The sequence below is a fragment of the Bradyrhizobium paxllaeri genome, assembly GCF_001693515.2.
GTDB lineage: Bacteria > Pseudomonadota > Alphaproteobacteria > Rhizobiales > Xanthobacteraceae > Bradyrhizobium > Bradyrhizobium paxllaeri.
Genome location: NZ_CP042968.1, coordinates 3,222,588 through 3,243,101 on the forward strand (window position 1 = coordinate 3,222,588; position 20,514 = coordinate 3,243,101).

At 63.3% G+C, this 20,514-nt stretch carries 22 protein-coding genes and 1 pseudogene; 15 read left to right on the top strand and 8 right to left on the bottom strand.

The annotated features are described in order from the left end of the window. Positions 1-42: 42 nt before the first annotated feature. Together LMTR21_RS15210 and LMTR21_RS15215 are read right to left on the bottom strand one after the other, a co-directional pair. The gene (locus LMTR21_RS15210; RefSeq protein WP_065750280.1) at positions 43-234 is read right to left on the bottom strand and encodes a hypothetical protein; all 192 of its coding nucleotides are present in this window, start codon (positions 232-234) and stop codon (positions 43-45) included. A 174-nt stretch (positions 235-408) separates the two neighbouring features. Then, entirely contained in the window at positions 409-2,334 is a 1,926-nt protein-coding gene (locus LMTR21_RS15215; protein WP_065750281.1) for a sigma 54-interacting transcriptional regulator, read from the bottom strand. A gap of 164 nt (positions 2,335-2,498) precedes the next feature. On the opposite strand from LMTR21_RS15215, the gene LMTR21_RS15220 reads away from it, so the two are divergent. The 4 genes and pseudogenes from LMTR21_RS15220 (at position 2,499) to cynS (ending at position 6,253) form a co-directional block, all read left to right on the top strand. Then, positions 2,499-3,881 carry a CmpA/NrtA family ABC transporter substrate-binding protein gene (locus LMTR21_RS15220; protein ID WP_065750282.1) on the top strand — a complete coding sequence of 461 codons (1,383 nt, stop codon included), beginning with the start codon at positions 2,499-2,501 and terminating at the stop codon, positions 3,879-3,881. 49 nt (positions 3,882-3,930) lie between these two features. Further along, positions 3,931-4,770 (top strand): nitrate ABC transporter permease, encoded by an 840-nt coding sequence (gene ntrB, locus LMTR21_RS15225; RefSeq protein ID WP_065750283.1) that lies wholly within the window; start codon positions 3,931-3,933, stop codon positions 4,768-4,770. 5 nt (positions 4,771-4,775) lie between these two features. Then, positions 4,776-5,698: pseudogene (locus tag LMTR21_RS15230) on the top strand (ABC transporter ATP-binding protein). A 66-nt stretch (positions 5,699-5,764) separates the two neighbouring features. Beyond that, positions 5,765-6,253, top strand: coding sequence for a cyanase (gene cynS, locus LMTR21_RS15235; RefSeq protein WP_057860114.1), 489 nt, complete (start codon positions 5,765-5,767; stop codon positions 6,251-6,253). Positions 6,254-6,369: 116 nt separating this feature from the next. Here cynS and LMTR21_RS15240 read toward each other — a convergent pair whose 3' ends face one another. Beyond that, complete coding sequence (locus LMTR21_RS15240; protein WP_065750398.1) at positions 6,370-7,182, bottom strand: isocitrate lyase/PEP mutase family protein; 813 nt, start codon at positions 7,180-7,182, stop codon at positions 6,370-6,372. 111 nt (positions 7,183-7,293) lie between these two features. Between LMTR21_RS15240 and LMTR21_RS15245 the strand changes: the two genes are divergently transcribed. Further along, positions 7,294-8,190, top strand: a complete 897-nt coding sequence (locus LMTR21_RS15245; RefSeq protein ID WP_065750284.1) for a LysR family transcriptional regulator — start codon at positions 7,294-7,296, stop codon at positions 8,188-8,190. Positions 8,191-8,289: 99 nt separating this feature from the next. Here LMTR21_RS15245 and LMTR21_RS15250 read toward each other — a convergent pair whose 3' ends face one another. Continuing rightward, positions 8,290-8,613 carry a DUF1476 domain-containing protein gene (locus LMTR21_RS15250; RefSeq protein ID WP_065750285.1) on the bottom strand — a complete coding sequence of 108 codons (324 nt, stop codon included), beginning with the start codon at positions 8,611-8,613 and terminating at the stop codon, positions 8,290-8,292. 320 nt (positions 8,614-8,933) lie between these two features. Here LMTR21_RS15250 and purC point away from each other — a divergent pair, with 320 nt between their 5' ends. From purC to LMTR21_RS15280, 6 genes are read left to right on the top strand one after another with little or no spacing between them, the layout of a single operon-like run. Beyond that, positions 8,934-9,701, top strand: coding sequence for a phosphoribosylaminoimidazolesuccinocarboxamide synthase (gene purC, locus LMTR21_RS15255; RefSeq protein ID WP_008974302.1), 768 nt, complete (start codon positions 8,934-8,936; stop codon positions 9,699-9,701). 14 nt (positions 9,702-9,715) lie between these two features. Then, the gene (gene purS / locus LMTR21_RS15260; protein WP_065750286.1) at positions 9,716-9,955 is read left to right on the top strand and encodes a phosphoribosylformylglycinamidine synthase subunit PurS; all 240 of its coding nucleotides are present in this window, start codon (positions 9,716-9,718) and stop codon (positions 9,953-9,955) included. Positions 9,956-9,965: 10 nt separating this feature from the next. After that, positions 9,966-10,667, top strand: a complete 702-nt coding sequence (gene purQ, locus LMTR21_RS15265; RefSeq protein WP_065750287.1) for a phosphoribosylformylglycinamidine synthase subunit PurQ — start codon at positions 9,966-9,968, stop codon at positions 10,665-10,667. Next, positions 10,664-11,629: a tripartite tricarboxylate transporter substrate-binding protein gene (locus LMTR21_RS15270; protein ID WP_065750288.1), complete on the top strand. Its 966-nt coding sequence runs from the start codon at positions 10,664-10,666 to the stop codon at positions 11,627-11,629. Before purQ ends, LMTR21_RS15270 begins: the two co-directional genes overlap by 4 nt. A gap of 32 nt (positions 11,630-11,661) precedes the next feature. After that, positions 11,662-12,207 (top strand): hypothetical protein, encoded by a 546-nt coding sequence (locus tag LMTR21_RS40015; RefSeq protein ID WP_065750289.1) that lies wholly within the window; start codon positions 11,662-11,664, stop codon positions 12,205-12,207. 34 nt (positions 12,208-12,241) lie between these two features. Continuing rightward, positions 12,242-12,979: a tetratricopeptide repeat protein gene (locus LMTR21_RS15280; RefSeq protein ID WP_065750290.1), complete on the top strand. Its 738-nt coding sequence runs from the start codon at positions 12,242-12,244 to the stop codon at positions 12,977-12,979. A gap of 15 nt (positions 12,980-12,994) precedes the next feature. Here the strand turns inward: LMTR21_RS15280 and LMTR21_RS15285 are convergent, their stop codons facing one another. Together LMTR21_RS15285 and LMTR21_RS15290 are read right to left on the bottom strand one after the other, a co-directional pair. Next, on the bottom strand, positions 12,995-13,936 hold the full coding sequence (locus LMTR21_RS15285) for a DMT family transporter (protein WP_065750291.1): 942 nt from the start codon (positions 13,934-13,936) through the stop codon (positions 12,995-12,997). Then, on the bottom strand, positions 13,926-14,408 hold the full coding sequence (locus LMTR21_RS15290) for a PaaI family thioesterase (protein WP_065750292.1): 483 nt from the start codon (positions 14,406-14,408) through the stop codon (positions 13,926-13,928). The genes LMTR21_RS15285 and LMTR21_RS15290 overlap by 11 nt, the downstream gene beginning before the upstream one ends. Positions 14,409-14,569: 161 nt before the next feature. On the opposite strand from LMTR21_RS15290, the gene purL reads away from it, so the two are divergent. Next, positions 14,570-16,777 (top strand): phosphoribosylformylglycinamidine synthase subunit PurL, encoded by a 2,208-nt coding sequence (gene purL / locus LMTR21_RS15295; RefSeq protein WP_065750293.1) that lies wholly within the window; start codon positions 14,570-14,572, stop codon positions 16,775-16,777. Positions 16,778-16,867: 90 nt separating this feature from the next. Here purL and LMTR21_RS15300 read toward each other — a convergent pair whose 3' ends face one another. Beyond that, positions 16,868-18,052, bottom strand: coding sequence for an acyltransferase family protein (locus LMTR21_RS15300; RefSeq protein ID WP_065750294.1), 1,185 nt, complete (start codon positions 18,050-18,052; stop codon positions 16,868-16,870). A gap of 192 nt (positions 18,053-18,244) precedes the next feature. Here LMTR21_RS15300 and LMTR21_RS15305 point away from each other — a divergent pair, with 192 nt between their 5' ends. Continuing rightward, entirely contained in the window at positions 18,245-18,418 is a 174-nt protein-coding gene (locus tag LMTR21_RS15305) for a DUF1328 domain-containing protein (RefSeq protein WP_065750295.1), read from the top strand. A gap of 63 nt (positions 18,419-18,481) precedes the next feature. Here the strand turns inward: LMTR21_RS15305 and LMTR21_RS15310 are convergent, their stop codons facing one another. Continuing rightward, positions 18,482-18,841, bottom strand: coding sequence for a DUF427 domain-containing protein (locus LMTR21_RS15310; RefSeq protein WP_065750296.1), 360 nt, complete (start codon positions 18,839-18,841; stop codon positions 18,482-18,484). Between the two features lie 185 nt (positions 18,842-19,026). Between LMTR21_RS15310 and LMTR21_RS15315 the strand changes: the two genes are divergently transcribed. Together LMTR21_RS15315 and LMTR21_RS15320 are read left to right on the top strand one after the other, a co-directional pair. After that, complete coding sequence (locus LMTR21_RS15315; protein ID WP_065750297.1) at positions 19,027-19,281, top strand: BolA family protein; 255 nt, start codon at positions 19,027-19,029, stop codon at positions 19,279-19,281. Between the two features lie 27 nt (positions 19,282-19,308). Then, the gene (locus LMTR21_RS15320) at positions 19,309-20,487 is read left to right on the top strand and encodes a low temperature requirement protein A (protein ID WP_065750298.1); all 1,179 of its coding nucleotides are present in this window, start codon (positions 19,309-19,311) and stop codon (positions 20,485-20,487) included. Positions 20,488-20,514 lie beyond the last annotated feature (27 nt).

Below are 20,514 nucleotides of genomic sequence, written 5' to 3' on the forward strand. Positions count from 1 at the left end.
CCCTTCAGCTGTCGACGAAGGTCAGAATCTACGAGGTCTGACTCAGTACCGCGTATAGGGCCGCGGCGCCACGGGCGTCTTGCCGACCGGAGTCTTCCCGATGGGGGTCTTGCCAATCGGCATCTTGCCGACCTGGGCCGTCTGATAGACGGGCTGTGCGCGCGGGATATCGGCAGCGCCAGCGGCAGTTACCAGGGCAAGCGTCGCACCCGCGATAATCACAATTTTCTTCACAGTACTGTGTCCTCTTTGTTGGAGAAACAAGGCGGTCCCAGCCGCGCTTCCTCAGGCGCGCCGGGACATGAATATCCGAATGCGTCTACAGTGCGGCAGGTTGGACACGTTCAAACGATAGGTCTGCGGTGCGGCAGATATGAAACAGGTTGGAACCTGAATGTCCGCTGTGGATCACAAGCCGCCGATCCCGCGTGCGTTCGCAATCCCCAACGCCTTGATGCGTGAGGCCAGCGTTGTCGGCTTGATGTCGAGCAATTCGGCGGCACCGCCGGGGCCGAACACTTTGCCGGAGCACGCCTGAAGCGCAGCGAGAATGTTGGCGCGTTCGTGCGCGCGCATTTCCGCTGATGTCATGACTGCGGGGCGGCTATCTGCTTTCACGCGAGCCGTGCCGGGCGAGGGCGGAACGCCGGATGCATCGGGCAGGTCGATGCGCAAGCGGCCGTTCTGCGCGAGGATCGCGGCGCGCTCGATGACGTTCTGGAGTTCGCGGACATTGCCCGGCCAGTCATAGCGGGCGAGCCTGCGGGCATCGCCTTCCGACAGACGCAGGTCGGATTTCAGCGCCGCGCTCTCGCGCGTCAAGAAGTGCTGCGCCAAAAGCGGGATGTCTTCGCGGCGCTCGCGCAGCGGCACCGATTCCACCGGAAAGACATTGAGCCGGAAATAGAGATCCTCGCGAAACCGGCCGCGCTGCACCTCCTGTTTGAGGTCGCGGTTGGTGGCGGCGATCAGACGCACGTCGACCGCGCGGGTGCGCTCTTCGCCGACGCGTTCGAAATTGCCCTCCTGCAGCACCCGCAACAGCTTGCCCTGCAACTCCAGCGGAATTTCGCCGATCTCGTCGAGGAACAGCGTGCCGCCATCGGCGAGTTCGAACCGGCCGATACGGTCGCGCATCGCGCCGGTGAAGGCGCCGCGGACGTGCCCGAAGAACTCGCTTTCAAAGAGTTCGCGCGGAATCGCCGCGCAATTGACCCGGATCAGCGGCCGGTCGCGGCGGCTAGACGCCTCGTGGATCGCGCGCGCGATCAATTCCTTGCCGGTGCCGGATTCGCCCGTGATCATCACGGCCGCTGACGTCGGCGCCACCAGCTTGACCTGTCGCAGCGTCTTCTGGATCGCCTCGCTCTGGCCGATGATGCCGCGCGGATTGGTCTCGATGCGGATTTCTTCCTGCAGATAGGCGTTTTCGAGCTCCAGCCGCTCGCGCAGGCGGTCGACCTCGGCGAGCGCCGCATGCAGCTTCTCGTCGGCCTCGCGCCGCTGGCTGACATCGCGGAACACGATGACGGCGCCGACCACCACGCCGCGGTCGCGGATCGGCGTCGAGGTGTATTCAACCCAGACCGGCGTGCCGTCCTTGCGCCAGAACACCTCACCCTCGACCTGGTGCACGGCGCCGTCGCGAAATGCCGCGTAGATCGGGCAGTCATGATCGGGATAGTGCCGCCCGTCGTGATGGGTGTGATGCACGATCGGGTGGATTTCCTTGCCGACCAGTTCTTCCGCACCCCAGCCCAGCATGCGCTCGGCGGCCGGATTGACGAAGGTGGTCTTGCCTTCGGCGTTGACGCCGTAGATGCCTTCGCCGGCGGCGCGCAGGATCAACTGGTTTTCCCGTTCGATGTCCTGGAACACGCGCTCGACCCGCTGCCAGGTCGCGATGCCGCCGCGCATATGATCCTCGGCCGCCGCATCGACATAGCGGCGGCGGCGCGCATCGAGGTCGCTCATGGTGAGCAGCACCAGCGTGCGGTCGTCTCCCGGCACGATCGAGCCGGCGTATTCCAGGCGCAGGCTTTGCCCCGTGGCGTGGCGTGGTGTCAGTGCGTTGGTCCAGTACGCGCCTTTGTCGAGCACAGCCTGGGTGAAAACGATCAGCGCCGGCAATTGGCCTGTGTGTAGCGCGCTGACCTTGGTTTGCCGCAGCAGGGCGCGATCGTAGCCGAGCAGGGTGCAGGCGGCCGGATTGGCGTCGAGGATCTGGTCGGTATGGGGATCGAGCAGCAGCGTCGGCTCGATCGCGAACTCGAACGCGGCGGCGCGGAGTTCGACATCCTGCGGCGCTGCGGTTGAACCGACGGCGAGATCCATCCAGTACTCCGAAATCTCGTAATCTAACTACGATATCTCGTATATCACGAATTTTCGTAATCGCCAATCTCAGCGGAATCCCTGTGTTGTCAGCGCCATCGCCGCAAAACGGGGCTGGCATATGCCTTGCTTAATTAGGGGGCAAACGTCGCGCAGGAGGGCTGATGTCTACCTTCGACAACCCATTCGATCCGAACCGCCATCTTCATGCCGGGGGCTGCTCTTGCGGCCGGCATGTCAGCGAAGCCGAGCATCAGGCCGCGCAACTGCAGGCCCAGTCCGCCATCGAGAGCGAACAGAAGCGCTACGAGGGTGTCGTCGCCTCTGCCGTGATGCGGGCGATGTTTCCGCAGGACGTCGCGCGGCGCGCATTCCTGAAATCGGTGGGCGCGGCAACCGCCGCGGCCGCGCTGTCGCAATTCTTCCCGCTCAAGACCGCGACCGAAGCGTTCGCGCAAGGCGGGCCGCTGGAGAAGAAGGACCTCAAGGTCGGCTTCATCCCGATCACCTGCGCGACGCCGATCATCATGGCAGCTCCAATGGGGTTCTATGCCAAGAACGGCCTCAACGTCGAAGTCATCAAGACCGCCGGCTGGGCTGTCATTCGCGACAAGACGCTGAACAAGGAATACGACGCAGCCCACATGCTGTCGCCGATGCCGCTCGCCATCACCATGGGCGCCGGCTCCAATCCGATCCCCTTCACCATGCCGGCGGTCGAGAACATCAACGGCCAGGCGATCACGCTGTCGATCAAGCACAAGGACAAGCGCAATCCGAAGGACTGGAAGGGTTTCAAGTTCGCCGTGCCCTTCGACTATTCGATGCACAATTACCTCTTGCGCTATTATCTCGCCGAGCACGGCCTCGATCCCGATACCGACGTGCAGATCCGCGCGGTGCCGCCGCCGGAAATGGTCGCCAATCTGCGTGCCGACAATATCGACGGCTTCCTCGGGCCCGATCCGATGAACCAGCGCGCCGTGTTCGACGGTGCAGGCTTCATCCACATCCTGACCAAGGACATCTGGGAAGGGCACCCGTGCTGCGCCTTCGCGGCCTCGAAGGAATTCGTCACGACGATGCCGAATACCTATGGCGCCTTGCTCAAGTCGATCATCCAGGCGACCGCGTATGCGCACAAGGCGGAGAACCGCAAGGAGATCGCGAACGCGATCGCGCCGGCCAATTATCTGAACCAGCCGCCGATCGTACTGGAGCAGATCCTGACCGGCACCTTCGCCGACGGTCTCGGCAACATCGTCACGCAGCCGAACCGCGTCGATTTCGATCCGTTCCCCTGGCAGTCGTTTGCGGTGTGGATCATGACCCAGATGAAGCGCTGGGGTCAGGTCAAAGGCGACATCGACTATGCCGGCATCGCCGCGCAGGTCTATCTCGCTACCGACGCCACAAGGCTGATGAAGGAAGCGGGGCTGACACCGCCCACGGCGACGACCAAGAGTTTTTCGGTGATGGGCAAGACTTTCGATCCTGCGAAGCCGGAGGACTATCTCGCCAGCTTCAAGATCAGGAAGGCGTCGTGATGCCGTGCTTCGCTTGTTTCTCCTTCTCCCCGCAAGCGGGGAGAGGGAGATGACCTTTTCCCTTCGCTTCCGCGCGGCCGTGGTCTCGATCGTGCTGCTGGCCGCGTTCCTCGGCATCTGGCATCTCGCCACGCGCCCGACGGCGGCCGCCACCAACATGTCGCCGGAATACGCCAAGCTGATGGGGCTGACGGCAACGCAAGGCAAATCGGCGATGCCGGGACCGCTCGATGTCGGCGCCAAATTGTGGGAGCACCTCAGGCAGCCGTTCTACGACAACGGACCGAACGACAAGGGGCTCGGCATCCAGCTCGGCTATTCCATCGCCCGCGTCGGCCTCGGCTATCTGCTGGCAGTGGTCGTCGCCATTCCGCTCGGCTTTTTGATCGGCATGTCGCCCCTGATGAGCAAGGCGCTCGATCCCTTCATCCAGGTGCTGAAACCGATCTCGCCGCTGGCCTGGATGCCGCTCGCGCTCTACACCATCAAGGATTCCTCGATCTCGGCGATCTTCGTCATCTTCATCTGCTCGGTATGGCCGATGCTGCTCAACACGGCGTTCGGCGTGGCCTCCGTGCGCAAGGAATGGATCAACGTCGCGCGCACGCTGGAAGTCGGCACGGTCAGGCGCGCGTTCACGGTGATCCTGCCGGCCGCGGCGCCGACGATCCTCACGGGCATGCGGATCTCGATCGGCATCGCCTGGCTCGTGATCGTCGCGGCCGAGATGCTCGTCGGCGGCACCGGCATCGGCTACTTCGTCTGGAACGAGTGGAACAACCTCTCGATCACCAACGTCATCATCGCCATCCTCATGATCGGCATCGTCGGCATGCTGCTCGACCAGATCCTGGCGCGGTTCACGCGCATGGTCACCTTCCCGGAATAGCTGTGATGACCGACAAGTTCATTTCCATCGAAGGCATCGCGCGGCGTTACCCGGCGGCAGGCGGCGGCGAGACCACGATCTTCGAAGATCTCTGGCTCTCGATGAACCGCGGCGAATTCGGCTGCGTGATCGGCCATTCCGGCTGCGGCAAGACCACGGTGCTGAACATCCTGGCCGGGCTCGACGAGCCGAGCGAAGGCGCGGTCATCGTCGACGGTCAGGCGATCGAGGGCACCAGCCTCGACCGCGCCGTGATCTTCCAGAGCCATGCGCTGCTGCCGTGGCGGACGGTGCTTGGCAACGTCGCCTATGCCGTGACCTCGAAATGGCGCAACTGGGACCGTGCCAAGGTGAAGGCCCATGCGCAAAAATTCATCGACCTGGTCGGCCTGACCGGCTCCGAGCACAAACGCCCGTCGGAATTGTCCGGCGGCATGAAACAGCGCGTCGGTATTGCGCGCCGCTCTCGATCACGCCAAAGATCATGCTGATGGACGAGCCGTTCTCGGCGCTGGACGCACTGACGCGCGGCACGCTGCAGGACGAAGTGCGACGCATTTGCCTCGAGACAGGACAGACCGCGTTCATGATCACCCATGACGTGGATGAAGCAATCTATCTCGCCGACAAGATTTTTCTGATGACCAACGGTCCGGGCGCCGTGCTGGCCGAGATCGTCGAGAACCCGCTGCCGAAGGATCGCGGCCGCATCGATCTGCACCGCCATCCGCTGTACTATGCGCTGCGCAACCACATCGTCGATTTCCTGGTCAGCCGCAGCAAGACCTTTGCGACAACCGTCACCGATCATGACCCGCGCAACGTGCCGGTGGTGCGGATCGGGAAGCCGGAGCTGGTGGTTGCTTCGGGTCAGGAAGTTTCGGAGCAGGCGTCATGGCCGGTGTCCCGGCCATCCACGTCTTCCTAGGCCCCGCCAACAAGACGTGGATGCCCGGCACAAGGCCGGACATGACGAGTTAGAAGGAGACAGAGCATGAAGCGCGAAGACCTCACCGAAAAGCTGCTCGACATCAAGCGCGAGAAGGGCTGGAGCTGGAAACACATCTGCGAAAAGATCGGCGGCTATTCGGAAGTGCTGATCGTCGGCGCCATCATGGGCCAGATGAAACTGACAAAGCCGCAGGCCGCCAATGCGGGCGAGCTGTTCGGGCTGTCGAAATCCGAAATCGCGATGCTCAACGAAGTGCCGATGCGCGGCACCGGCACGCCGATGCCGCCGACCGATCCCTTGATCTATCGCTTCTATGAAATGGTGATGGTCAACGGCCCGGCCTGGAAGGCGCTGATCGAGGAGGAATTCGGCGATGGCATCATGTCGGCGATCGATTTCGACATGGCGATCGACCGCGTCGCCAATCCGAAGGGCGACCGGGTCAAGATCACGATGTCCGGCAAATTCCTGCCGTACAAATATTACGGCGCCAGCGGCAACGTGCCGGAGTACGGGTTTAAAGAGGAGTGACGTTAGCGTCGCGTCGCGACGGTAACGTCATTCCGGACGACGCGAAGCGGCGATCCGGAATCTCGAGATTCCGGGTTCGATGCTTCGCATCGCCCCGGAATGACCGGCGGAAAGCATCACCCGAACGCCGCCCGTACTTCCCCGATCGGCGCCATCTCCCGTACAAATGTAAACGCACCACGCTCCTTCATCTCGCGGGCGCATTTTAAGAACGCCGCCAGCGCGTACCTTTCCATCGCGCCGCCGACGCTGATGCGCTTGACGCCGGCGTCAGAGAGTTGCGGCACGGTCAGGGTCGGATCGGCGAATCCCATCACCAGGTTGAACGGCTTGCCGACCGACGACACCACGGTGCGGATCGTCTCGAGGTCGTACAGGCCGGGCGAGTACAAAACATCCGCGCCGGCGGCCTCGAACGCCTGCAGCCGCTTGATGGTGTCGTCGAGATCCTTGCGGTCGTGCAGGAAATTTTCGGCGCGTGCGGTCAGCGTGAAGGGGAAGGGCAGTTTGCGCGCCGCCTCGACTGCCGCCTGCACCCGCTCGACCGCGAGCGCAAAGTCGTAGATCGGCTTGCGCGGATCGCGGGTCGAATCCTCGATCGAGCCGCCGACGGCGCCGGCTTCGGCTGCGCGCGCCATCGCCTTTGCCGCGGTGTTCGGATCGTCGGCGCCGCAATTTTCGAGGTCAGCGCTGACCGGGAGGTCGGTCGCTTCCGCAATCGCCCGGCAATTCTCGATGATGGCGTCCAGGCTGACGGTCCTGCTGCCGAGCGTGTTGGCAAGACCGAGGCTCGTGGTCGCCAACGCCTCAAAACCCATCGCGGCGAGCAGTTTTGCGGTGCCGGCATCCCAGGGATTGGGAATGATGAACGCGCCGGGCCGCGCATGCAGCGCGCGAAACGCTTCGGCTTTTTCCATCTGACTTCGCATCATTAGCTCCGCTTGTTACCGCTTTTGACGGCCGCGAAACTAACGGGCTGTCGCCCATCAGCCAAATTTGTTATTTCTCTTGGTATCATCAGCTTTTTGCATGGGCCTGGCATGGACAGCGATGCGCTCCTGACCTTCCTGACAATTCATCGCCGCGGCGGCATTTCGAGCGCGGCCAAGGCGCTCCACCGCTCGCAGCCGGCGATCTCGCGGCGTCTTGCGCTACTGGAACAGGAACTCGGCGTGCCGCTGTTCGAGCGGATCGCAGGGCGAACCATGCTGAGCGATGCGGGGAGGGTGCTGGTGCCCTATGCCGAGCGCGCGGTTGCCGCCGCCCAGGATGCAGAGAATGCCGTTCGCGCGCTGGCGCAGCCGAATTCAGGACCGGTCGCGCTTGCCGTGGTCGGCACGCTCGCCGGTGGACGGCTGTCGGCAATTCTAAAACGCTTCGCCGCTGAGCATCCCGAGGTCGAATTGAGCCTGCGCACGGCGACCAGCGCGGAAGTCAGCGACATGATCCGCCGTGGGGAGGCGACCATTGGCCTGCGTTATGACCGCGACCGCTCGCGCGATCTCGATTGCGAAGTGCTGTTTGCCGAGCGGCTGCAGGTCGTATGCGCGCTGGACCATCCGCGCGCCGGCCGCCGCGTCGCAAAACTCGCCGATCTGCGCGGCGAGCGCTGGATCGCATTTCCGATCGTGCCGGGCAGGCGCGAGATTACGGCGGCGCATGTCTTTGCGCTGTTTCAGACCCATGGCCTGGGCGAAATCGAGTGGACGCCGGTCGACAGCCTGACCGCGCAGAAACGGTTGGTGGAAGCGGGGCTCGGTGTGGCGCTACTGTCCGAGAGCAACGCCGCCGAAGAGCTGCGACACAAGACGATCGCGACCATCGGCGTCGGCGATCTCAAGGCGAGCCATGATGTGGTGACGGTGACGCGCCGCGGCGGTTTCTTGAGCGCGGCGGCGCGCCGGTTGCTGGAGATTGTTCGGAAGGAATATCGCTAGACGTCATGGCACCGTCATTCCGGGATGGTCCGAAGGACCAGACCCGGAATCTCGAGATTCCGGATCGCCGCTGCGCGTCGTCCGGAATGACGCTGCGCGTCAGCTTCCCGCCTTCACCTGGGCGACCGCTGCCGCCATCAGCTCATCCATCTTGACGCGGACCTCGGCGGCGGAAATGGCGACGCCCTTGGCGGCAAAATCCTTCGCGACCTTGTTCTGGACGTCCGTGTCGCCGGCTTCCTCGAAATCGGCGGCGACCACTTCCTTGGAATAGTCGGTGGCGGCGTCGCCGGTCAGTCCGAGCTTCTCCGCTGCCCAAAGACCGAGCAGCTTGTTGCGGCGTGCCTCAGCCTTGAACTTCTGCTCCGAGTCGAGGGCGAATTTCTTCTCAAAACCTTCCTCGCGCTTGTCGAAAGTGGTCATTTCTTCGGTTCCAATCCCGGCCAAAAGGTAAACGGGGCCGCGTTGTCGCGGCCCGATCGCCTACCTAGATAGAGGGGGCGAATCGGTAAAACAACGGGCCGTTAGGCCGCAGGGCAATCGGGATAAGTTGGGCCCAATCGGGCCGGGTCGATTGTACTGGATGGGCCAATCGGATAGGTTGCCATCAGGCGAGGTTCTTGTTCTGTTTCCGGTCGTTATTGTTCGGGATCTGGCCTTCACGGCAGCTCCGTCGTGGTCGCAAACCCTTGTCATCCGGAGCACCCAATTTCATGGATTTCAACAAAACACGGTACATCCCAATGAGCCGTCGACGCCGCATCTATGAGGGCAAGGCCAAGGTCCTGTATGAAGGCCCGGAGCCGGGAACCCTGATCCAGCACTTCAAGGACGACGCGACCGCGTTCAATGCCAAGAAACACCAGGTGATCGAGGGCAAGGGCGTCCTCAACAACCGGATTTCGGAGTACCTGTTCCAGCACCTCAACGACATCGGGGTGCCGACCCATTTCATCCGCCGCCTCAACATGCGCGAGCAGTTGATTCGCGAGGTCGAGATCGTGCCGCTGGAAGTGGTGGTGCGGAACGTCGCGGCCGGCTCGCTGTCGCAGCGCCTTGGCATCGAGGAGGGCACCCAGCTGCCGCGCTCGATCATCGAGTTCTATTACAAGAACGACCAGCTCAACGACCCCATGGTGTCGGAAGAGCATATCACTGCGTTCGGCTGGGCGACGCCGCAGGAAATCGACGACATCATGGCGCTGGCCATCCGCGTCAACGACTTCCTCACCGGTCTCTTCCTCGGCATCGGCATCCGTCTGGTCGATTTCAAGATGGAATGCGGCCGCCTGTTCGAGAACGAGATGATGCGGATCATCGTCGCCGACGAAATCTCGCCCGACTCATGCCGGCTGTGGGATATCAAGTCGAACGAGAAGCTCGACAAGGACCGTTTCCGCCGCGACCTCGGAGGCCTGCTTGAGGCCTATACCGAAGTGGCGAAGCGCCTGGGCATTCTGATGGAGAACGAGCGTCCGGCCGGTTCAGGTCCGGTGCTGGTGAAGAGCTGATTGGGGCAAGTCTCGTGAAGGCACGCGTTACCGTTACGTTGAAATCCGGCATTCTTGATCCGCAGGGCAAGGCCATCGAGGGCGCGCTGAAATCGCTCGGCGTCGATGGCGTCGCCAGCGTCCGTCAGGGCAAGGTGTTCGACATCGAATTGGCGGGCGCCGACAAGGCCAAGGCCGAGGCGGTATTGAAGGATGCCGCGGACAAGCTGTTGGCGAACACCGTGATCGAGAATTATCGGGTCGAACTGCTCTAGGCGCGCATTCATGAAATCAGCCGTTCTCGTCTTTCCCGGAATCAACCGCGAGCGCGACATGGCGCGCGCCCTCAAGCTCGCTTCGGGTAACGAAGCCGCGATGGTCTGGCATGCGGAGACCGAGCTGCCCAAGGGCACCGATCTCGTGGTGGTGCCCGGCGGATTCTCCTATGGCGATTACCTGCGCTGCGGCGCCATTGCGGCGCGGGCGCCTGTCATGGACGCCGTTCGTAAACATGCGGCCGATGGCGGGCTGGTGCTCGGCGTCTGCAACGGTTTTCAGATCCTCTGCGAAGCGGGGCTGTTGCCGGGCGTGCTCATGCGCAATGCGCGGCTGAAGTTCATCTGCAAGGACGTTCACCTGCGGGTCGAACGGTCAGACTCGCCGTTCACGCGCGGCTACAATGCCGGCCAGGTCATCCGCGTGCCGGTCGCCCATGGCGAGGGCAATTACGAGGCCGACGAGGAGACGGTGAAGCGGCTCGAGGGCGAGGGGCGGGTGCTCTATCGCTACTGCTCCCCTGAAGGCATCGTCGACGAGGAGTCCAACATCAACGGTGCGGCGGAATCGATCGCCGGCATCGTCAACGAGCGCGGCAATGTGCTCGGCATGATGCCGCATCCTGAAAACCACGTCGAAGACATCATGGGCTGCACCGACGGCCGCGGCCTGTTCGCAGGGCTGGCCGCGCATCTGGAAAAAGCCGCGTGAGGTTGTTCGCGGTGCGCCTGTCAGCCGTCGTTGCGGCGCTGCTATTCGCCGTGCCGGCCCATGCGCAGGACTATCCGAAACGTCCCGTCAGCATGATCGTGCCATTTGCGGCCGGCGGCACCTCCGACGTGATCGCGCGCGTGGTGGCCGAGGAGATGAGCAAGTCGCTCGGGCAGCCGATCGTGATCGAGAACGTCGCAGGCGCCGGCGGCTCGACCGCGCTGGCGCGCGCCGCACGGGCGGACGCCGATGGCTACACCATCGCGATCGGCAATGCCGGCACCAGCGCCGCGACCTACACGATCTATCCGAAACTGCCGTTCACGCCGGAATCATTCGTGCCGATCGCGGTCGTGGCGAAAACCTTCGGCATCATCGCCATACGCAAGGATTTCCCGGCGAAGAACCTGCAGGATTTCATCGTTTATGCGAAGAAGAATCCCGGCAAGGTCAATCTCGGCCATGCCGGCGTCGGCTCCTCGAATTTCCTGATTTGCAAGAGCTTTGCGCAGGCCGCCGGCATCGAGGTCCAGCTTGTCGGCTATCGCGGTGCGGCACCGGCGCTGACGGACGCAATCGGCGGCCAGATCGACGGCGTCTGCGATTCCGCAGCCTCGGTGTCGCAGGCGATCGACGACAAACTCGTCAGAGGCCTCGTGGTCGGATCGACGGTGCGGCTTGCGACCTTGCCCGATCTGCCGACGTCAGCGGAAGCCGGACTTCCCGATTTCGAAGCGCAGGGCTGGAACGGCCTGTTCGCGCCGAAGGGCACGCCGCCTGCGGTGATCGCGAAATTGAATGCCGCGGCGAAGGCCGCCGTCGAGAGCGAGGCGGTGAAGAAGCGTTTTCACGATCTCTCCACCGTCGCCCCCGATGCCAATGAGCATGCGAGCAACGTGCTCGGGCAGTTGGTGACGCGTGACGTCGACAAATACAGGAAGCTGCTGGCCGAGAAGAAGTAGCACTCGACAACAGTTGAAATGAAAAGCCCCGCTTGAAGCGGGGCTTTTTGTTGTCTGCCTGTTATCTACCGGTCGGCGAGCCGGGGCCTGTCGGCGCGATTGTCGAACCGCTGGGCGAGGGGTTAATGAGCGTGTTCCCCGACGGGTTCAGCCCGCTGTTCCGCCCAGCAGCCGCACTTCCGGCGTCGTTGCTCATACCGGCGCTCGGGTTAGTACCCGTCGTGCTGCCGGTGGTCGTTCCGCTGGTGGACGGCCCGGTCGCGGTGCCGCTGGTCGCCGTGCCACCCGTGCCCGAACTTCCGCTCGCGGAGCCGCTGCCGGACTGCGCGAGTGCGACAGTGCTCGTGAATGCCAGCGCGGTCGCAAATCCCAATGTCGCGAGTTTCATGATTGCTCCTTTTTTGCTGCGTTGGGGGCAAACGAGGTCCGCCAGCACCGCGTTCCTGCCGATCACAGATCGTTGCTGTTCCGTTCAAAGTGGCTGCAGGGCCACACGTGTGGAATCAAAACGATATGTTCGTGTCCACTCACAACTGAAGATTGTTCGATTGAACTTGCCGCGCTATCAAGGCCACTAAGAACCGTCCCCGGTTTGACTGGAAATGCCCCCACATGCCCGTTGCCATCGTTGTTTTGCTGCTCGACATCACCCTGATCTGGCACGCATCGAAGACCGGGCGCCTGCAGCCCTGGGCTTTCATCATCCTGATGATCCCGCTGGTCGGCGCGCTCGCCTATATCGTCGTCGAACTGATCCCGGAATGGTTCGGCAGCCCCGGCGCGCAACAGGCGCGCAAGCGGATGGCCGACAGGCTCGATCCGGAGAAGCGCTATCGCGAGCTGTGCGACCGGCTCGCCGGCAGCGACACCATTGCGAACCGCGAGGTGCTTGCAGCCGAATGTCTGAAGGTCGGGCGGTTCGACGAAGCCGAGCGGCACTACGATCACGTCCTCACGCTGCCGATGGGCAAAGAGCCGGTCTACGCGCTGGGCAAGGCGCAGGCGCAATTCGGCCTCAACCGTCCGGCGGATGTGCTCGCGACACTGGATGATCTGAAACAGCACTGGCCCGATTTTGAATCGGCCGAGGGGCATCTGCTCTATGCCCGCGCGCTGGCCGAGGTCGGACGCATCGACGAGGCGCTCGACGAATACCATGCGCTATCAGCCTATTTCCCGGGCGCCGAGGCCAAGGTGCGCTACGGCATGCTGCTGAGCATGGCGGGGCGTACCGCCGAGGCCAGGATCGTGTTCAACGAATTGCTGCTCTCGATGCGGCGCGCGCCGAAATATCTGCGCGATGCGCAGGCGGAGTGGCTTTCGATCGCCGAAAAGCAATTGTCGGCCTGATCCCGCCGACGGGCTTCATCCGTCCTTCTTCCCGCGGAGGCGATCGATCCATTTGCGATAATGGCCGCGTGGAATGGTCATCGCGGCGACGCCGGCCATCACGAGCACGAGGCCGAGCGCGAGATTGGCTGGCACGGATTCGCCGAGCAGCAGCACCGACAGGCCGACGCCGATCGGAATCCGCAAATAGCCCTGCGCGTTGGTGGTCAGCGTGCCGAGCCGCGTCAGGCACATGTAGAACAGCATCAGCCCGAAGGCGCTGGAAACGATCCCCATCGCTGTTGTCGCGACCAGCGCCTCGGTCGTCGGCCGCAAGGTCCAGGGATGGTCGATGATGAGCGCGAACGGCAACAGCACCGTGCCGCCGAACAGGAGCGAGCCCGCGGCCACGACCATGGGGTCGTAGTCGGTCAGCCGCAAGCCGAAGATCGTGGCGCATGCAAACGAGATGGTGGCGATCAGGATGACGATTTCGGCCAGGATATTGGCATCGAGCGTGGCGAGCGCGTCGAGGCCGATGATCATGGCCGTGCCGGCCAGCCCCAGAATGGCGCCGATCAGCTTCAGCAGCGTCGCCGGCTCATGCCGCGTGATGCCCCAGGTGATGAGAAACGCGAAGATCGGCGTCGTCGAGGCCAGCACGACGGTATTCGATGCCGGCACGTATTGCTGCGCCCAGGTGATCAGCAGAAACGGCAGCGTCGAATTGATGGTCTGTTGCTGCGCGAACAGCTTCCAGGCCTTGGCGTCCACGGGCATCCGCACGCCGCGCACGCGCAGAACCGCGAACAGAAAGGCCGCCGCGATCAGGGAGCGCGCCGAGATGAAGGTGATCGGCGGGATCGAGCCGAGGCCGATCTTGGTCAGCGGATAGGTCGAGCTCCAGCAGCACGCCAGCGCGAGCAGCAACGCATAGTCGCGCCAGCCGCGACGGGGCTGTGACGCTTCAGGTGGCAACGGCGTCTGTCGGCTTCTTCCATTTCACCCGCTTGATCGTGCCGGAAAAGGTCAGCAGCGACCGCTCGCCCGACGTCAGCATGCCCCGCACGAAGATCAGCGAGCCGCCGGCGCGCGTGACCTCGCCGGTACATTCGACCAGCTCGCCCTCGCGGGCGGCGTCGAGGAACTCTGAGGAAAACGACACCGTAACCCCGGGGCTCTGCAGTACGGCGCCGGCGAGCGCGAACAGGCAGTAGTCGGCAAAGGTCATGAAGCAGCCGCCATGGACGTTGCCGCCGCCATTGAGGTGTTTTTTCGCGACCCGGAACGCACAGGTGATGCGGCCGTTCTCGTCCATCCGATGGTAGAACGGGCCGGCATGGGTCTCGAAATGGTCGCGTTTCCAGGTCCGCCAGCCCTTGAATTCGCCCTCGGTTTCGACATGGAGATCGGGGCGGACGTCGAATGCGGTGTTGGCGAGCTGGTTCACGAAATCTGGCCTTCAATTGTCGGTTTGGGTCCTTAAATCCGATCCATCCCCGCAGTGCAAACGCCGATCCTGCAGGGTACCCTGCGCAAAGCTCTGGACAGGGCAAAAATGCCCCCTAAAAGGCCTTTTCGCACCCCCTTGATCTTCCTAATAAGAGACCCATGAACGAGCCCCAGATCACCCCCGAACTTGTCGCCAGCCATGGTTTGAAGCCCGACGAGTATGAGCGCATCCTCAAGCTGATCGGGCGGGTGCCGACGTTCACGGAGCTCGGGATCTTCTCGGCGATGTGGAACGAGCACTGCTCGTACAAGTCCTCCCGCATCCATCTGCGCGGCCTGCCGACCAAGGCCCCATGGGTGATCCAGGGCCCGGGCGAGAACGCAGGCGTCATCGACATCGGCGACGGCCAGGCGGTCGTCTTCAAGATGGAGAGCCACAACCACCCGAGCTACATCGAGCCCTATCAGGGTGCGACCACGGGGGTCGGCGGCATCCTGCGCGACGTCTTCACCATGGGCGCGCGGCCGATCGCCTGCCTCAATGCGCTGAGCTTTGGCGCGCCGGAACACCCGAAGACGCGGCATCTGGTGTCGGGCGTGGTCGCCGGCGTCGGCGGTTACGGCAACTCCTTCGGCGTGCCGACGGTCGGCGGGCAGGTGCGTTTCCACACCCGCTATGACGGCAACATCCTGGTCAACGCGATGGCGGTAGGCCTCGCCGAGACCGACAAGATTTTCTATGCGGCGGCCTCCGGCGTGAACATGCCGATCGTCTATCTCGGCTCCAAGACCGGGCGCGACGGCATCCACGGCGCCTCGATGGCGTCGGCCGAGTTCGACGACAATTCCGAGGAGAAGCGCCCGACCGTGCAGGTCGGCGATCCCTTCGCCGAGAAGCTTCTGCTCGAGGCCTGCCTCGAGATCATGGAAAAGGGCTGCGTGATCGCGATCCAGGACATGGGCGCGGCGGGCCTGACCTGCTCGGCGGTCGAGATGGGCGCCAAGGGCGACCTCGGCGTCGAGCTCGATCTCAACGCGGTGCCGACGCGTGAAACCGGCATGAGCGCCTACGAGATGATGCTCTCGGAAAGCCAGGAGCGCATGCTCATGGTGCTCAAACCCGAGAAGGAGAAAGAGGCCGAGGCGATCTTCACGAAGTGGGGATTGGACTTTGCCGTCGTCGGCTACACCACGCCGACCAAGCGCTTCGTGGTCAAGCATGGCGGCGACGTCATGGCCGACCTGCCGATCAAGGAACTCGGCGACGAGGCGCCGGTCTATGACCGGCCGCATGTCCCGTCCACGGCGCTGCCGGTGGTGCAGGCGCGTGAGGTCAAGACGCCGATCGGAATTATGCCGGCGCTGGAGAAGCTGATCGCCACGCCCGAGCTGTGCTCGAAACGCTGGGTGTGGGAGCAATACGACCACGTCATTCTGGGCAATACCGTGCAGCGTCCCGGCGGCGATGCCGCCGTGGTGCGGGTCGAGGACGGGCCGAAGGGGCTCGCGCTCACCGTCGACGTCACGCCGCGTTATTGCGAGGCCGATCCGTTCGAGGGCGGCAAGCAGGCGGTGGCGGAAGCCTGGCGCAACATTACCGCGGTCGGCGGCCGGCCGCTCGCGATCACCGACAATCTCAACTTCGGCAACCCTGAAAGGCCCGAGATCATGGGCCAGTTCGTCGGCTGTCTGAAGGGGATTTCCGCAGCCTGCAGCGCGCTCGACTTCCCGGTCGTCTCCGGCAACGTCTCGCTCTACAACGAGACCAACGGCCGCGGCATCCTGCCGACGCCGTCCATTGGTGGCGTCGGGCTGCTCGACGATTTCACCAAGTCCGCCTCGCTGGCGTTCAAGGCCGCGGGCGAAGCGATCCTGCTGATCGGCGACACGCAAGGCTGGCTCGGGCAGTCCGTGTATCTGCGCGACGTCTGCGGCCGCGAGGAGGGCGCGCCGCCGCCGGTCGATCTCGCGGCCGAAAAGCGCAACGGCGACGTGGTCCGCGGCATGATCCACGCCGGCACCGCCACGGCAGTGCATGACGTCTCCGACGGCGGGCTGTTGATTGCGCTGGCCGAGATGGCGATTGCCAGTGGCATCGGCGCGCAGCTCTTGGCCGCGCCAGCCTCGACTGTGCCGCACGCCTACTGGTTCGGCGAAGATCAGGCGCGCTACATCGTGACGGTGCCGGCAGCAGACGCCGGCCTGGTGCTGGCGAAGATGAAGGGTGCAGGGGTGCCCTGTGCGAGGATCGGCACCACCGGCGGCGATGCGATAGCGGTTGCAGGCGAGGGGCAGGTTGCGGTGAGTGCGCTGAAGTCGGCGTTCGAGCACTGGCTGCCGGCCTTTATGAGCGGTAAGGCCGCGTAGCGACGCCGCAACTTCGTAGCCCGCATGAGCGCAGCGACATGCGGGGCCAGCGTCGTCCCGCATATCGCTGCGCTCATGCGGGCTACAGGGCTACAGCACCTTCGTCGCCCCCGGAATCTGCCGCAACGCGCGCGTTAGTGCCCAGCTGAACGCGACCGTCAGCACGAATCCGACCGTCGCCTTCACGATCGCCGGCAGGTCGTAGTCGAACAGCCAGTACTGCAGCCACAGCGCGATCGGGTAGTGCACCAGGAACATGCCGTAGGCGTCCGCCTGCATCGGATCGAGCAGCTTGGCCGAGCCTGATTGCCTGAATCGCTGGAAAAAGGCCAGGATCAGAAACATGATCGCCACGCTGAAAACGGTGAAGCAGATGGCATAGAGCGCTTCATACCAGTCCGGCAACGGCGACGGGTTGCCCAGTATTTCGCGCTTGATGAAGATCAGAACCCACAGCAAGCAATACGGAACGATCGCCAGCACCATCCAGTCCCAGCTGACCTTCGCCATCCGGCCGTCTGCAGCGAGCAGCCCGCGATCCATTTGCGCAACGCCGATGCCGGCGCCGAAAAAGAAGTAGCTCGCATAGAGCATGATGCGCCCATGCTGCACCGAGAACGGTCCGAACTCGAACCAGCTGCTATGTCCGTAGTGAACCAGCCCGGGCACGTAGAACGCAGCGGTGACGGCAAGCATGACCGCGAAGAACACCGCGGGCCGGCGACGGCCGTGCAGCGAGAGGCGATTGATCGGATCGAGCAGATGGGGCCACAGCCGGTACAGCAGGCAGGCCACCAGGTCGAAGGCGAACAAGACCCAGAGGAACCAGATAGGCCCGCTCGGCCACGGGCCCTTCGTGATCATATTCCAATAATATTCCGAAAAGCCGATCTCGGGATGATGCCGCAGCGAGATGGCGTAATAAGCGAGCGGAATGACCGTGAAGGCGCAGATTACGAAGGGTAGGGCAAGCCGAAGCAGGCGATCCTGCAAATAGTTCAGCGGTCCCTTCCGGGCGATGCCCGACCAGGCGAACAGTCCCGACAGGAAGAAGAACATCGCCATGAAGAAACTGTCAGTAGCGAGCACGATCATGTCGAAGCCGAAGAAGTACTTCGGGTCGGTATGGCCGAAATAGGTATAGGGAATCACGGCGTGGTGGAGCAGCACCACCAGCGTCAGGAAGGTCCGGGCACGATCAAGCGAAAGGTTGCGCGATTTGGCCTTGGGCACGGCGCCAACGTCGGCGCTTACCGAACTGGAAATCGTCGTCATGGGCACGCGCCCCCGTGCAGGTTGTTTGCGTCAAATCTTGCTCCCGGGAACCCGATTCAGCAAGGCCGATAGGGCGCGGCAAAATCCCGTCGCCCGGCGGCTGAGTTCGCGCGGGAACCAGCCGCGTAACTCGCCGTTAGCGTCCGTGAATTCGTCGGCCGCCGCTATTGGCCTAAGGTCCCGGAGCAGGCAATGACAATCCTCAAATGGGCGCTGATCTTCTTACTGGTGTCGATCGTCGCCGGTCTGCTCGGCTTCACCGGCATATCGGCGGCTTCCGCCGATATCGCCCGCTTCCTGTTCTATGTCTTCGTCGCGATCTTCCTGGTGCTCCTGATCCTCGGGCTTACGATATTCAGGGCGTAGCTACGCATGCCGGTCATTCCGGTTTCGATGCTTTCGCATGCGCGGAATGACGCCGTCTCTGCCTTACGCCACTTCCTCGATCGTCACCTTGTCGGGGTAGAACGCCAGATGGCCCGCGATTTCGGCCATGGCCGGGAAGGGCGTCTCATAGGTCCAGATCGAATTTTCGATGCTCTTGCCGTTGGCATTGATGCTGAAATAGTTCGCATCCCCCTTGTAGGGACAGTGCGTGGTTCGCTCGGTGCGGGCGAGTAGAGCCATATTGGCGTCCTCGCGCGGCACATATTGCACTGCCGGATAACTGGCTTCCCTGAGCGTCAGCGCATGGGTGGTGTCGGCGATCACCACGCCGCCCGCCGAGACCCGGATGCGCTTGGGGTTTGCCGTTATCGTGATCGGATGGTCGGGACCGGGCAATTTCATGATTTTGAGCCTCTTTTTAGGTCAGCGCGAAATGATCGGGCGCGACCGGATCTCGCGGTGTCAAACGCTTCGGCCCGGAATATAGTGGCGCCAGGCGTGACCTAGAAGAGCGTACGCGCTAGGTTTGGCCGTCACGGTCGCGCGAGCCGGGCCGTGATTCGAAACACCTGACGGAGACATGCTGGATGCCGATGGACGCCCACGATATCGAATCGATGATCAAGGCAGCTATCCCCGATGCCGAGGTGACGATCCGCGATCTCGCAGGCGATGGCGACCACTACGCCGCGACCGTGATCTCGGAATCCTTCCGCGGCAAGTCGCGCGTGCAGCAGCATCAGATCGTGTATCAGTCGCTCAAGGGCCAGATGGGCGGCGTGCTGCACGCGCTGGCGCTGCAGACCGGGGTACCTGGCGGACCCGGAGTGCCGGAGGGCTAGTCCCCGACCAGCCAAGCGGGGGCACCCATGACGAACGATCCGCACGGCGCGATGTTTCGCGTGATCGTGCCGCACCAGCACAGCCGCGTCACCTATGCGGAACTGTTCTTCGATCTCGTCTTCGTCTTTGCCGTCACCCAGATCTCGCACACGCTGCTCGCGCATTTCACCGTTCTCGGTGCGCTGCAGGTCACGGTGCTTTTCCTGGCGGTGTGGTGGGTCTGGGTTTTTACCTCCTGGATTACCAACTGGCTCAATCCCGAGAAGACGCCGGTCCGGCTCCTGCTGTTTGCGATGATGCTGGGCGGGCTGGTGCTGTCGACGTCGATCCCGAAGGCGTTTGACGAGCGCGGCCTGTGGTTCGCCATCGCCTACGCGACGATGCAGGTCGGCAAGACGATATTTCTGTGGCTGTCGACGCCGGTCTCGCGCCCGCGCGTCAGGATGAATGCCATCCGGATCGCCGCCTGGCTCTCGACGTCAGCCATCTTCTGGATCGCCGGCGGGCTGGCCGAAGGTCAGTCGCGGCTGGCGCTATGGGCCGTTGCGCTCGTCATCGAATATATTTCGCCGGCGGTGCGGTTCTGGATCCCGCGCTATGGCGCGTCATCGGTCGCGGACTGGATGATCGAAGGCGGCCACATGGCCGAGCGTTGCGCGCTGTTCATCATCATCGCGCTCGGCGAATCCATTGTTGTCACCGGCGCGACTTTCGCTGAACTCACCTGGACGAGCGAAAACGTCCTGGCATTCGTCTCGGCCCTCGTCGGCAGCATCGCGATGTGGTGGATCTATTTCCATATCGGGGCCGAGGCCGGCTCCGAGGAGATTTCAAGATCGCGCGAGCCGGGCAGGCTGGCGCGGCTCGCCTATACCTATCTGCACATGCCGATCGTGGCGGGCATTATCGTTACGGCGGTGGCGGACGAACTGGTGCTGAAGCACCCTGGCGGTCATTCCGATCTCAAGACGGTGACGAGCGCGATCGGCGGTCCCTTGCTGTTTCTGTTCGGGACCGTCCTGTTCAAGCACAGCTTTCGTCGCTTTGTTCAGCTCTCGCACGGCGCCGGCATCATCGCGCTTTGCGTGCTCGCATGGTTTGCCAGCGACCTTTCGCCGCTGATCCTATCCATCCTGACCACCGCAATCCTGATCGTCGTCGCAATGTGGGAAACGATGTCGCTGCGATCCCGCCAGGCAGAATAGCGCCTTCAATCCAGCCTAGTGAGCCTT